Here is a 13,343-nt window from a genome sequence, read left to right as displayed (position 1 = left end):
GAATGCCCGTGCCGCAGGTCACAGCGCTCCCGAGAGGCGAGACAGGGGACCCCGTGGCGATGCGCGACCGATAAACTGTTCCACGGACGGCGCCGGGTGCAGCCCCCGCCGTCCGCCAATGATCAGCCAGCAGCCGCTGCAACCCCAGGGAGCGTTGTGTCCCGTCGTCTGTTCACCTCGGAGTCCGTGACCGAGGGTCACCCCGACAAGATCGCTGACCAGATCAGCGACACCATCCTCGACGCGTTGCTCCGCGAGGACCCGACGTCCCGGGTCGCCGTCGAGACTCTGATCACGACCGGTCTGGTCCACGTGGCCGGCGAGGTCACGACCAAGACGTACGCGGACATCGCGACGCTGGTCCGCAACAAGATCCTCGAGATCGGCTACGACTCCTCCAAGAAGGGCTTCGACGGCGCCTCCTGCGGTGTCTCGGTGTCCATCGGCGCACAGTCCCCCGACATCGCGCAGGGCGTCGACGCGGCCTACGAGGCCCGCGTCGAGGGCGACGACGACGAGCTGGACCGGCAGGGCGCCGGCGACCAGGGCCTGATGTTCGGCTACGCGACGGACGAGACGCCGACGCTCATGCCGCTGCCGATCTTCCTGGCGCACCGTCTGTCCAAGCGCCTGTCCGACGTGCGCAAGAACGGCACCATCCCCTACCTGCGCCCCGACGGCAAGACGCAGGTCACCATCGAGTACGACGGCGACAAGGCGGTCCGCCTCGACACCGTGGTCGTCTCCTCGCAGCACGCCTCCGACATCGACCTGGAGTCGCTGCTCGCGCCCGACATCCGCGAGTTCGTGGTGGAGCCGGAGCTGAAGGCGCTGCTGGACGACGGCATCAAGCTCGACACCGAGAACTACCGCCTGCTGGTCAACCCCACCGGCCGCTTCGAGATCGGCGGTCCGATGGGCGACGCGGGCCTGACCGGCCGCAAGATCATCATCGACACCTACGGCGGCATGGCCCGCCACGGCGGCGGCGCCTTCTCCGGCAAGGACCCGTCCAAGGTCGACCGCTCCGCGGCGTACGCGATGCGCTGGGTCGCCAAGAACGTGGTGGCCGCCGGTCTGGCCTCCCGCTGCGAGGTCCAGGTCGCGTACGCGATCGGCAAGGCCGAGCCGGTGGGCCTGTTCGTCGAGACCTTCGGCACCGCGAAGATCGACACCGAGCGCATCGAGCAGGCCATCGACGAGGTCTTCGACCTCCGCCCGGCCGCGATCATCCGCGACCTGGACCTGCTGCGCCCGATCTACGCCCAGACGGCCGCCTACGGTCACTTCGGCCGCGAGCTGCCCGACTTCACCTGGGAGCGCACGGACCGCGTGGACGCGCTGCGTCAGGCGGCGGGGCTGTAGGCCGCGCCCTCCGCGTCTCTCCGAGGCCCGGCACCCCGTTATCGGGATGCCGGGCCTCGGCGCTTTCTGCGCGGGGGTGCCTGGTATGGCCGAGCGGCCCGAGGCAGAAGCGCCGTACGGCGCTCGTCGTCCGCACCCGGGGAGATCTCGGGTCGGCGCCGCTGTCAGTGGCGTTTGGTAAGAATGCAAGCGTGAGCAGCGAGAACGGACAGGCGGAAGGCGGTGCCGAGGGGGCGCCGCCCGAGCAGCTCGCGCTCATCCGGGAGAGCGTGCGCAAGGCCAAGGCACCCCGGGCCAAGCCGCGCACCTGGCGGGGAGCCAAGCTGGCCGGCGAGCTGCCCGTCGCCCGGGTGCTCGTCGACAAGGGCGTGCTGCATCTCGACCGGTACTTCGACTACGCCGTCCCCGAGGAGCTCGACGCCGACGCCCAGCCCGGTGTGCGGGTGCGGGTGCGGTTCGGGGCAGGGCGGCACCGGGTGCGCGAGGGACGCCGCGAGGGCGGGGGACTGATCGACGGGTTTCTCGTCGAGCGGCTCGCCGAGTCCGACTACTCGGGACCGCTCGCGGCGCTGGCCCAGGTCGTCTCGCCCGAGCCGGTGCTCAGCGAGGAACTGCTGGGGCTGGCCCGAGCCGTCGCCGACCGGTACGCCGGAAGCCTCGCCGATGTGCTCCAGCTCGCCGTGCCCCCACGCAACGCGCGCGCGGAGCAGCGCCCCTCACCCGCCCCCCAGCCCCCGCCGTCTGCGCCCGAGGCGGGCTCCTGGGCGCGCTACGAGCAGGGGCCCGCATTCCTGGAGTCACTGGCCACGGGAGGCGCTCCACGGGCCGTGTGGCACGCCCTGCCCGGCCCGCAGTGGAGCGAGGAGCTGGCCCGGGCCGTCGCGGCCACCCTCGCCTCCGGACGGGGAGCGCTCGTCGTCCTGCCGGACGGCCGCACCGTCGCCCGAGTCGACGCCGCGCTCACCGCACTGCTCGGCGAGGGACGGCACGCGGTGCTCACCGCCGACGCCGGCCCCGAGAAGCGGTACGCGCAGTGGCTGGCCGTGCGGCGGGGATCGGTGCGCGCCGTCGTCGGGACGCGGGCGGCGATGTTCGCGCCGGTGCAGAACCTCGGGCTGGTGGCTGTCTGGGACGACGGCGACGACAGCCACAGCGAGCAGCACGCACCGCAGCCGCATGCGCGCGAGGTGCTGCTGCTGCGCGCGGCACAGGACAGGTGCGGCTTCCTGCTGGGCGGCTGGAGCTGCACCGTGGAGGCCGCGCAGCTGGTGGAGACCGGCTGGGCCAGACCGCTGGTCGCCGGGCGGGACCGGGTGCGGGCCGCCGCACCGCTGGTGCGGACCGTGAGCGACGGGGACCTCGCCCGGGACGAGGCCGCCCGCGCCGCCCGGCTGCCCACGCTCGCCTGGCAGGCCGTGCGGGAGGGGCTGCGGCACGGCCCGGTGCTGGTGCAGGTGCCGAGGCGGGGGTACGTCCCGCGGATGGCGTGCGCCGGCTGCCGGGCTCCGGCGCGGTGCCGGCACTGCTCGGGCCCGCTGGAGGCCCAGGCGTCCGGTTCCGGTGACCTGCGCTGCGGATGGTGCGGGCGGGAGGAGGGCGGCTGGCACTGCCCCGAGTGCGGCGGCTTCCGGCTGCGGGCCCAGGTCGTGGGGGCGCGGCGTACGGCCGAGGAACTGGGACGGGCCTTTCCCGCGGTGCCGGTGCGCACCTCGGGCCGCGAACATGTGCTGGACACGGTCCCGGGGGCGCCCGCGCTGGTGGTGAGCACGCCGGGTGCGGAACCGGTCGCCGAGGGCGGATACGCGGCGGCTCTGCTGCTGGACGGTTGGGCCATGCTCGGTCGGCCCGATCTGCGGGCCGGTGAGGACGCGCTGCGCCGCTGGATCGGCGCGGCGGCGCTGGTACGGCCGCAGTCGGCGGGCGGCACCGTGGTCGTGGTCGCGGAGCCGACGCTGCGGCCTGTGCAGGCGCTGGTGCGGTGGGATCCCGTCGGACACGCGGTGCGCGAGCTCGCCGACCGGGCGGAGCTGCGCTTCCCGCCGGTGTCGCGGATGGCGGCGGTCTCGGGGCCGCCGGAGGCGGTGGCGGGCTTTCTGAGCGCTGTCGAACTGCCCGCGGAGGCCGAGCTGTTGGGGCCGGTCCCGTTGCCGGTCACCCCCGTGGGGCGACCGCGGCGGCCCGGTGCGCCACCGCCCGGGGAGCACTGGGAGCGTGCGCTGATCCGGGTACCGCCGGGCCGGGGTGCCGCGCTGGCCGCCGCGCTGAAGGCCGCACAGGCGGCACGGATGGCGCGGGGGAGTGCCGAGCCGGTGTGGGTGCGGATCGATCCGCCGGACATCGGGTGAGGGGCGCCGCACGGGACGGGTGTCTGTCCACGTGCGGGGCACGAACAGATGCAGAAAACGCGAACAGGCGCAGAGACGCGGACAGGTGCAGAAAAAAGGGGGCGCCCTCCCGGACGGGGTGCGTCCGGGAGGGCGGGGAGCAGGTCGGTCAGCCGTTGCGAGGGCCTGGGAACGGTGTGGGGCGTTGGTCGTCGCGCAGGGAGGGGCTGCCTGCGGTCGGCTGGGTGGGCATGGACCGGGCCGCGGGGACCGTCGGCACGGTGGAGACACCCGCGCCGACGTTGACCGTGCGGGGGCTCGACGGCTCCGGGGTGCGGTCGGCTTCCGCGGCCGGCGTCTGTGCCGCGGCGCGGCGCGCGCCGTAACGGCGGTGTACGGCCTGCTTGGTGACGCCGAGTGCGGAGCCCACCGCGTCCCACGAGAAGCCGAGCGAGCGGTCGAAGTCCACGGCCGCGGTGACCAGGGTCTCGACGCTGTCCCGGAGCTCCTGGGCGAGACGGACGGTCGGGGCGGGCGCGCGTCCGTAGACGACGAAGCCCGTGGAGGGGCCGGAGCGGCGCGGGCGGTAGACGTTGCCCAGCTGGGCGGTGAGGGTGCGCAGTGCGTCCACCTGCCGGCGGACCCGCTCGATGTCCCGCACCAGCAAGTGCAGGCTGGCCCGAGCCTGGGCGTCGTGGGTTGCGTGGTCGGCCATGAACAAGCCTCTCGAACCGGCGTTGAAAGGGATGAGCCCCTCGGGGGGCCCGGTGTGGTCAACTCTTTCTTGACCAACGCGGATTCGCTCCGCGGGTCACGGGGTGGGGGCGTGGCGGCATATTCGGGCGCCGTTTCTTTTGCCGGCCGCCGGTTGCTTCCCCGCCCGCGCGCCGCCCGTTTCCAGTTGGCCGAGAGGCGGGCGTTTCCCGTGGGGGTTCCGCGCCGTCGGCGGCTTTCCGTTCGGGTGGCGCGCTCTGCTGTTCGGTCCCTCTCCGCCCATACACTTGTGCGTTGCCCGTCGACCCCCGCCCGAGAGGCCCCACGCACCCCATGAAGCTTGTCTTCGCCGGTACCCCCGAGGTCGCTGTTCCCGCACTGGATGCTCTGCTCGCCTCCGGGCGGCACGAGGTGGCCGCTGTCGTCACGCGGCCCGACGCGCCGGCGGGGCGCGGGCGGAGGCTGGTCGCCTCTCCCGTCGCCGAGCGGGCCGAGGAGGCCGGGATCGAGGTGCTCAAGCCGGTCAAGCCGCGCGATCCGGAGTTCCTGGAGCGGCTGAAGGAGATCGGGCCCGAGTGCTGTCCCGTCGTCGCCTACGGAGCTCTGCTGCCGAGGGCGGCGCTCGACATCCCGGCCCGCGGGTGGGTCAATCTGCACTTCTCGCTGCTTCCCGCCTGGCGCGGGGCCGCGCCCGTGCAGCACGCCATCATGGCGGGCGACGAGATCACCGGCGCCTCCACCTTCCTCATCGAGGAGGGGCTCGACTCCGGTCCCGTCTACGGCACCGTCACCGAGGAGATCCGGCCCACCGACACCAGCGGCGATCTGCTCACCCGGCTCGCCTTCGCCGGCGCCGGACTGCTCGCCGCGACCATGGACGGCATCGAGGACGGCACCCTGAAGGCCGTACCGCAGCCCGCCGACGGCATCAGCCTCGCACCCAAGGTCACCGTCGAGGACGCCCACGTCGACTTCAGCGCCCCGGCGCTGCGCGTCGACCGGGTCGTACGCGGCTGCACGCCCGCCCCCGGCGCCTGGACCACCTTCCGCGGAGAGCGCCTCAAGCTCATCCAGGTCCGGCCCGTGCCCGACCGCACGAACCTCGCCCCCGGGGAGATCTCCGCCGGCAAGAACGACGTCCACGTCGGCACCGGTTCGCACGCCGTGGAGCTGCTCTGGGTGCAGGCGCAGGGCAAGAAGCCGATGCGGGCGGCGGACTGGGCGCGCGGAGTGCGGATCGGCGCGGGGGAGAGCCTGGGCGCCTGACCGGCTGCTGCCACGACGTAGGCTGGAGTGCGCACTTCGTCCCACACCCGGAGCACCTTTTTCGTGAGCGACCAGCCCCGTCGGCCCCGCAGACCCGCCAAGCCCTACCGCCGGCCCAAGAAGGACCCCGTCCGCGTCCTCGCCTTCGAGGCGTTGCGGGCCGTGGACGAGCGGGACGCCTACGCCAACCTCGTCCTGCCGCCCCTGCTGCGCAAGGCGCGCGAGAGCGGTGACTTCGACGCGCGGGACGCGGCCCTCGCCACCGAGCTGGTCTACGGGACGCTGCGCCGGCAGGGGACGTACGACGCGATCGTCGCGGCATGCGTCGACCGGCCGCTGCGCGAGGTCGACCCGCCGGTGCTGGACGTGCTCAGCCTGGGGGTGCATCAGCTGCTGGGCACGCGGATCCCCACCCATGCCGCCGTGTCGGCCTCCGTGGAGCTGGCGCGTGTCGTGCTCGGTGACGGGCGGGCGAAATTCGTCAACGCCGTGCTGCGCAAGGTCGCCCAGGACGATCTCGACGGCTGGCTGGAGCGGGTCGCACCGCCCTACGACGACGATCCCGAGGACCATCTCGCCGTCGTGCACTCGCACCCGCGCTGGGTCGTCTCCGCGCTGTGGGACTCCCTCGGCGGCGGGCGCGCCGGGATCGAGGAACTGCTGCGGGCCGACAACGAGCGGCCCGAGGTGACGCTGGTCGCCCGTCCCGGACGGGCCGACGTCGGCGAACTGCTCGGCGAGGAGGCCGCGGAGCCGGGGCGCTGGTCACCGTATGCCGTGCGGCTGACCGAGGGCGGTGAGCCGGGCGCCGTCCCGGCCGTGGCCGAGGGGCGGGCCGGGGTGCAGGACGAGGGCAGTCAGCTCGTCGCGCTCGCGCTCGCGAGCGCGCCCGTCGAGGGACGCGACCGGATGTGGCTGGACGGCTGCGCCGGGCCCGGCGGCAAGGCCGCGCTGCTCGGCGCGCTCGCCGCCGAGCGGGGAGCCGTCCTGCTCGCCTCGGAGAAGCAGCCGCACCGCGCCGGGCTGGTGGCCAAGGCCCTGGCCGGCAATCCCGGCCCGTACCAGGTCGTCGCGGCCGACGGGACCCGGCCGCCGTGGCGGCCCGGCAGCTTCGACCGGGTGCTCGTCGATGTGCCGTGCACCGGACTCGGCGCGCTGCGCCGCCGCCCCGAGGCCCGCTGGCGGCGCCGCCCCGAGGACCTGGACGGGTTCGCCCCGCTGCAGCGCGGGCTGCTGCGCACCGCCCTGGAGTCGGTGCGCGTCGGCGGTGTGGTCGGCTACGCCACCTGCTCGCCCCATCTCGCCGAGACCCGCGCCGTGGTCGCGGACCTGCTCAAGCAGTTCCCGGAGGCAGAGCTGATCGACGCCCGGCCGCTGCTGCCGGGCGTGCCGGATCTGGGGGAGGGCCCCGACGTACAGCTGTGGCCGCACCTGCACGGGACGGACGCGATGTATCTGGCGCTCATCCGCCGGACCGGCTGACGCTCGCCTCCGGTTCCCGCACCTCGCCGCCGTCCTCGCGGGCCAGCCGGTGCGGCCACCACACCTTCGGGCCCGCGTCCAGGAACAGCGACGTGACCAGCACCGACCGCACGATGAACGTGTCCAGCAGCACGCCAAGGGCGACCGCGAAGCCGATCTCGGCGAAGGCGACCATGGGCAGCGTGCCGAGCGCGGCGAAGGTGCCGGCCAGGACCAGGCCCGCCGAGGTGATGACGGCGCCCGTCGCCGCGAGGCCGGTGACCACGCCCGGGCGGGTGCCCTGACGGGCGGCCTCCTCGCGGATGCGGGTGGTCAGGAAGATGTTGTAGTCGATGCCGAGGGCCACCAGGAAGACGAACACGAACAGGGGGAAGTCGGTCGACTCGCCCGCGTAGTCGAACACGTACCGGAAAGCCAGCGCGCTGAGGCCGAGCGCCGCCGCGAAGGACAGGATGACCGTGCCGATCAGCAGCAGCGGCGCGATCAGCGCACGCAGCAGCACACACAGGATCAGCAGTACGACCACCAGCACCAGCGGGATGATCAGCACGTTGTCGTGCGTGGTCGCCTCGTCCATGTCCAGCAGCGCCGCCGTGCCGCCGCCCACCTTCGCGTCGGCGTCCGGCACCGCGTGCACGGCGTCCCGGACCCGCTCCACGGTCTGTTTCGCCGCCTCGCTGTCCGCCGGGGCGGTCATGGTCGCCTCGAACAGCACCTTGCCCTCGAACGACGGTTTCGCGCCCGGCGGCAGTCCCAGGGACTGCGGGACGACACCCTCCGTCGCCGCGACCGCGCGGCCCACCTGTTCCGCCTGCGCCTGGTTGCTGACGATGACGAGAGGGTCGCCGCTGCCCGCCGGGAAGTAGCGTGCGGAGACCTCCTGTCCGGTGATCGAGTCCGGTTTGTCGGTGAACGCGTCCGCGTTGCCGATGCCCTCCGCGCGCAGCTGGATCAGGCCCAGCGAGCAGACCGCCAGCACGATCGCCGTCACGGCCCAGACGGTGCGCGGACGGCGGGCGATCCGGCGGCCCATGCGCGCCCACACGCCCCGCTCGGTCGGGTCGGGAGCACCGTGGTGCGGGATCACTGGCCAGAAGATCCACCGGCCGAAGATCACCAGCAGTGCCGGGAACAGGGTCATCATTGCCAGCAGCGCGACGGCCACACCGATCGCGGCGACCGGGCCGAGGCCGCTCGTGGAGTTCATCTCGGCCGCCAGCAGCACCAGCATGCTCAGCACGACGGTCGCCCCGGAGGCGATCACCGCGGGGCCCGCCCGGTGCAGCGCCAGCGCCATCGCCTCGTGCCGGTCGTCGTGGCGGCGCAGCTCCTCCCGGTAGCGGGCCACCAGCAGCAGGGCGTAATCCGTGCCCGCGCCGAACACGAGCACCGTGAGGATGCCCGCGCTCTGCCCGTTGACCGTCAGGCCCGCGTGCTCGGCCAGGAAGTAGATCAGCGCCTGAGCGGTGAACAGCGCGCAGATCACCGCGAGCAGCGGCACCAGCAGCAGGGTGGGACTGCGATAGGTGATGAGCAGCATGACGACGACGACGCCCATCGCCGCGAGCAGCAGCGTGGAGTCGATGCCCTCGAAGGCCTCGGCGAAGTCCGCGGAGGTTCCGCCAGGCCCCGTGACGTGGACGGCGAGCCCGCCGGTGCTCTCGCCCACGTCCTCCCGGACGGAGTCGACGGCCGGCCCGATCCGCTCCCAGCCCTTCTCGTCCATGGTGATCGGCACGAAGACCTGGGCCGCACGCGGATCGGTCTGCCGGTCGAACACCGGGCCGCGCGTCTGATCCCCCATGATCCCGTGATCGCTCAGCTCCTTGAGCTGCCCCACGTCCTCGGTGATCCGCGCCCGGTCCGCCGCGGTCAGCCCGCTGTCCCGGGCGTAGATCACGATCGCCGGGATCTGCTCGGGCCGGAAGTCCTCGGAGATCTCCAGCACCTGCGTCGACTCGGCGGACCCCGGCAGCCAGGACGCCGCGTCATTGTCCTGAGCGTCGGCCAGCTTCTGAGCGAACGGTGCCACCAGAAGCAGCACCACCACCCAGAACCCCAACACCAGCCATTTGGCCCGCCGCCCGCAGACAAAGTGCCCGATACCACGGTTGCTCGTCATAGAGACCTCCGCACCAACACCCCAGGGGCGCGGGGAACTGCGCGACCAGCCACAGCGAGCCCGCAGCCGCCGCACAACCGTCCCCACCCGAGACCGCTGCACGCAACCCCCGGAGGGCATGGCACGCTTAGAACATGGCCGTCCAGATCAACCCCAGCATCCTGTCCGCCGATTTCGCCCGCCTCGCCGACGAGGCGAAGGCGGTCGAAGGAGCCGACTGGCTCCACGTAGACGTCATGGACAACCATTTCGTCCCGAACCTCACCCTCGGCGTACCGGTCGTAGAGTCGCTCGCCCGGGCGACGGACACTCCGCTGGACTGCCATCTGATGATCGAGGCCCCCGATCGGTGGGCGCCCCAGTACGTGGAGGCGGGGGCCGGTTCCGTCACCTTCCACGTCGAGGCGGCCGCCGCGCCCGTACGGCTCGCCCGGGAGATCCGCGCGAAGGGCGCCCGCGCCTCCATGGCGCTCAAGCCGGCCACGCCCGTCGAACCGTACGAGGACCTGCTCCCCGAGCTCGACATGCTGCTGATCATGACCGTTGAGCCGGGCTTCGGGGGACAGGCCTTCCTCGACATCATGCTTCCCAAGATTCGCCGCACCCGCGAGTTGATCAGCAAGCACGGTCTGGAGCTCTGGCTCCAGGTCGACGGCGGGGTCTCGGCGTCCACCATCGAGCGGTGCGCCGACGCCGGTGCCGATGTCTTCGTCGCGGGCAGCGCCGTGTACGGGGCATCGGACCCGGCCGAGGCGGTACGTGCACTGCGCAATCAGGCCGAGGCCGCCACGGGCAAGGCGTCCTGGGCATGCGACCACTGAGCCACGGGAATGTGAACGGCTCCCAGCAGGGCTGATCAAGCGCGCCGGATCTGCAAGGATGAACGGCGAATCCAGAGTGTGAACAGCAGTGAGGAGATCGCCGTGTCGGGTATGTCGGCGGGCCGGTCAGCCATGCGGATGGGACCCGCTGAGCTGGTGCAGGCGGCGGCCATGGCCCGCCGCTTCTACCTCGAGGGGAAGTCCAAGATCCAGATCGCCGAGGAGTTCGGCGTCAGCCGCTTCAAGGTGGCCCGGGTCCTGGAGACCGCCCTCGAACGGGATCTCGTACGGATCGAGATCCGCGTGCCGGCCGAGCTGGACGCGGAGCGCTCCGACGCGCTCCGCGCCCGCTACGGCCTCCGGCACGCCGTCGTGGTCGAGTCGCCGGCCGAGGCCGAGGAGACACCCGACCCCGAGAACCTGGGAGAGGTGGCCGCCGACCTGCTCGGCGAGCTGGTCAACGAAGGGGATGTGCTGGGTCTGGCCTGGGGCCGGTCCACCATCCATATGGCGGCGGCCCTGGACCGGCTGCCGCCCTGCACGGTGGTGCAGCTGACGGGGGTGTACGACGCGGGGACCGCCGAGCGCGGCTCCGTCGAGGCCGTGCGGCGCGCCGCGCAGGTGTCGGGCGGCGACGCCCACCCCATCTACGCGCCGATGCTGCTGCCGGACGCGGCCACCGCGGCGGCGCTGCGCAACCAGACCGGGATCGCGCGGGCCTTCGAGTACTTCGACAAGGTCACCGTCGCCTGCGTCTCCATCGGTTCCTGGGAGCCCGGCATCTCCACGGTGCACGACATGCTCAGCGACGAGGAGCGGGCGCACTACGCCTCCCTCGGGGTCGCCGCCGAGATGTCCGCGCACCTCTTCGACGCCGAGGGGCGCCGGGTCGGCCGGGACCTGGGGGAGCGGTGCATCACGGTCAAGGCCGACCAGCTGCGCCGCATCCCGGAGGTCGTCGCGATCGCGGGCGGACAGCGCAAGGGGCCGGCGATCGACGCGGTGCTGCGCTCGGGGCTGGTCACCAGCCTGGTGACGGACACCTCGGCCGCGGACTACCTGATGACGGCGGGGACGCCGCCGAAGCCGGCGCTCAACCGGGCGGACCCGGACGGAATCTGACGGGGGCTCGGTTCGGGGTCGGCTGCGTTCGGGGTCGGCGTCGCTTCGGCTTCAGGTTCGGGTCGGCTTCGCGTCGGCTTCAGGTTCGGGTCGGTTCGGGCCCGGGTGACCAGGAGAGAGGCATGGCATGACGGAGGACCCGGCAGGGCGGATCGTGGTCGCCCTGGACCTCGACGGGGTGACGGACAAGGCGGGCCTGATGGACCGCTGCGCCCGCGCCCTGGCCCTGCCCGAGTGGTTCGGCCGCAACTGGGACGCCCTCGCCGACTCGCTGTCCGACCACACCCTGTGGCCCGAGGGGGCCGTCGAGCGGGGGCTGCTGGTCGTGGTGCGCGGCTGGCGGGCGTATGCCGAGGCGCGGCCCGAGGAGTGGCAGGTCGCCGAGGAGGTCTTCGCCGAGGCGACGGACCGCGGCGCGGGTCTCTTCGTCACCCTGGGCCCCGGATGACCCGCGTGTCCGGCGGCTGACGAACGGCGCCTGGAGCTTCCTCCAAGCAGCCCCCTGACCAGCCTGGACGATCTGCCCGGGGCGGTCGGGGCGCTCGTCATGGGACAATGAAGTACGTGCTCTTTCCCCCTGGCTGACCTGTCCGGGGGCCGCCTCTGATCGACTGGGATGTGCAGCACGTGCGTTTCCTCAATGACATCCAGCCCGCGTACGACCTGACGTACGACGACGTCTTCATGGTGCCGAGCCGGTCCGCGGTCGGCTCCCGTCAGGGCGTGGACCTCAGCTCCCCGGACGGCACGGGCACCACCATTCCGCTCGTCGTCGCCAACATGACCGCCATCGCCGGCCGCCGCATGGCCGAGACGGTGGCCCGGCGCGGCGGCCTGGTGGTCATACCGCAGGACATCCCGATCGAGGTGGTCACCGAGGTCGTCTCCTGGGTCAAGAGCCGCCACCTGGTGCTGGACACCCCGATCGTGCTGGCCCCCCACCAGACCGTGGCCGACGCCCTCGCCCTGCTGCCCAAGCGCGCGCACAACGCCGGTGTCGTGGTGGACGAGAACCACCGGCCGATCGGCGTGGTCACCGACACCGACCTCACCGGTGTGGACCGCTTCACGCAGCTCGCCGAGGTCATGTCGCGCGACCTGCTGCTGATCGACGCCGGCATGGACCCGCGCGAGGCCTTCAACACCCTGGACCACGCCAACCGGCGCTACGCCCCCGCCGTCGACGCGGGCGGCCGTCTCGCGGGCATCCTCACCCGCAAGGGCGCCCTGCGCGCCACCCTGTACACGCCGGCCACCGACGCGCAGGGCCGGCTGCGCATCGCCGCCGCCGTCGGCATCAACGGCGATGTCGCGGGCAAGGCCAAGCAGCTGCTGGACGCGGGCGTCGACACCCTCGTCATCGACACGGCGCACGGCCACCAGGAGTCGATGATCAGCGCGCTGAAGCTGGTCCGCGATCTCGACCCGCAGGTCCCGATCGTCGCGGGCAACGTCGTGGCCGCCGCGGGTGTGCGCGATCTGATCGAGGCGGGCGCCGACATCGTCAAGGTCGGTGTGGGCCCCGGCGCCATGTGCACCACCCGCATGATGACCGGCGTCGGCCGGCCGCAGTTCTCCGCGGTGCTGGAGTGCGCCGCCGAGGCGCGCAAGTACGGCAAGCACGTGTGGGCCGACGGCGGTGTCCGGCACCCGCGTGACGTGGCGATGGCGCTCGCGGCCGGCGCGTCCAACGTGATGATCGGCTCCTGGTTCGCGGGTACGTACGAGTCCCCGGGCGACCTCCAGCACGACGCCAACGGCCGCCCGTACAAGGAGTCCTTCGGCATGGCCTCCGCGCGTGCGGTGCGCAACCGCACCTCCGAGGAGTCGGCGTACGACCGGGCCCGCAAGGCGCTGTTCGAGGAGGGCATCTCGACCTCCCGCATGTTCCTCGACCCGGTCCGCCCCGGAGTCGAGGACCTGATCGACTCGATCATCGCGGGCGTCCGCTCCTCCTGCACCTACGCCGGTGCCGCGAGCCTGGAGGAGTTCGCCGAGAAGGCCGTCGTCGGCATCCAGAGCGCCGCCGGCTACGCCGAGGGCAAGCCGCTGCACGCCAGCTGGAACTGACCCCGGCCGGCCCCGCCGAAGGCCCCCGCTGTTCCCGTCCGACGGGAACAGGGGGGG

10 protein-coding genes are annotated in these 13,343 nt (G+C 72.9%); 8 read left to right on the top strand and 2 right to left on the bottom strand.

The window, feature by feature from the left end:
- Nucleotides 1-156: 156 nt before the first annotated feature.
- Together metK and AB0412_RS13810 are read left to right on the top strand one after the other, a co-directional pair.
- Nucleotides 157-1,365: a methionine adenosyltransferase gene (gene metK / locus AB0412_RS13815; protein ID WP_366402772.1), complete on the top strand. Its 1,209-nt coding sequence runs from the start codon at nucleotides 157-159 to the stop codon at nucleotides 1,363-1,365.
- Between the two features lie 191 nt (nucleotides 1,366-1,556).
- Nucleotides 1,557-3,710, top strand: coding sequence for a primosomal protein N' (locus AB0412_RS13810; RefSeq protein WP_366402771.1), 2,154 nt, complete (start codon nucleotides 1,557-1,559; stop codon nucleotides 3,708-3,710).
- A 148-nt stretch (nucleotides 3,711-3,858) separates the two neighbouring features.
- Here AB0412_RS13810 and AB0412_RS13805 read toward each other — a convergent pair whose 3' ends face one another.
- Complete coding sequence (locus tag AB0412_RS13805; protein ID WP_366402770.1) at nucleotides 3,859-4,404, bottom strand: hypothetical protein; 546 nt, start codon at nucleotides 4,402-4,404, stop codon at nucleotides 3,859-3,861.
- Nucleotides 4,405-4,736: 332 nt separating this feature from the next.
- On the opposite strand from AB0412_RS13805, the gene fmt reads away from it, so the two are divergent.
- Both fmt and AB0412_RS13795 read left to right on the top strand, forming a co-directional pair.
- Complete coding sequence (fmt, locus tag AB0412_RS13800) at nucleotides 4,737-5,669, top strand: methionyl-tRNA formyltransferase (protein WP_366402769.1); 933 nt, start codon at nucleotides 4,737-4,739, stop codon at nucleotides 5,667-5,669.
- Nucleotides 5,670-5,732: 63 nt separating this feature from the next.
- Nucleotides 5,733-7,151 carry a transcription antitermination factor NusB gene (locus tag AB0412_RS13795; protein WP_366402768.1) on the top strand — a complete coding sequence of 473 codons (1,419 nt, stop codon included), beginning with the start codon at nucleotides 5,733-5,735 and terminating at the stop codon, nucleotides 7,149-7,151.
- On the opposite strand, the gene AB0412_RS13790 is transcribed toward AB0412_RS13795, so the two are convergent.
- The gene (locus tag AB0412_RS13790) at nucleotides 7,132-9,273 is read right to left on the bottom strand and encodes an MMPL family transporter (RefSeq protein WP_366402767.1); all 2,142 of its coding nucleotides are present in this window, start codon (nucleotides 9,271-9,273) and stop codon (nucleotides 7,132-7,134) included. The genes AB0412_RS13795 and AB0412_RS13790 overlap by 20 nt on opposite strands.
- A 134-nt stretch (nucleotides 9,274-9,407) precedes the next feature.
- Between AB0412_RS13790 and rpe the strand changes: the two genes are divergently transcribed.
- The 4 genes from rpe (at nucleotide 9,408) to AB0412_RS13770 (ending at nucleotide 13,286) form a co-directional block, all read left to right on the top strand.
- Nucleotides 9,408-10,094, top strand: a complete 687-nt coding sequence (rpe, locus tag AB0412_RS13785; protein WP_366402766.1) for a ribulose-phosphate 3-epimerase — start codon at nucleotides 9,408-9,410, stop codon at nucleotides 10,092-10,094.
- Between the two features lie 78 nt (nucleotides 10,095-10,172).
- Complete coding sequence (locus tag AB0412_RS13780) at nucleotides 10,173-11,216, top strand: sugar-binding transcriptional regulator (protein ID WP_260829585.1); 1,044 nt, start codon at nucleotides 10,173-10,175, stop codon at nucleotides 11,214-11,216.
- 127 nt (nucleotides 11,217-11,343) lie between these two features.
- Nucleotides 11,344-11,664 (top strand): barstar family protein, encoded by a 321-nt coding sequence (locus AB0412_RS13775; RefSeq protein WP_366402765.1) that lies wholly within the window; start codon nucleotides 11,344-11,346, stop codon nucleotides 11,662-11,664.
- A 179-nt stretch (nucleotides 11,665-11,843) separates the two neighbouring features.
- Nucleotides 11,844-13,286, top strand: a complete 1,443-nt coding sequence (locus AB0412_RS13770) for a GuaB1 family IMP dehydrogenase-related protein (RefSeq protein ID WP_366402764.1) — start codon at nucleotides 11,844-11,846, stop codon at nucleotides 13,284-13,286.
- The last annotated feature ends 57 nt before the right edge of the window (nucleotides 13,287-13,343 follow it).

The sequence above is a fragment of the Streptomyces sp. NPDC052012 genome (genome assembly GCF_040689265.1).
Lineage (GTDB): Bacteria > Actinomycetota > Actinomycetes > Streptomycetales > Streptomycetaceae > Streptomyces.
The sequence above is the reverse complement of the archived record's forward strand: the minus strand, read 5'-3'. Positions and strand labels throughout refer to the sequence as shown.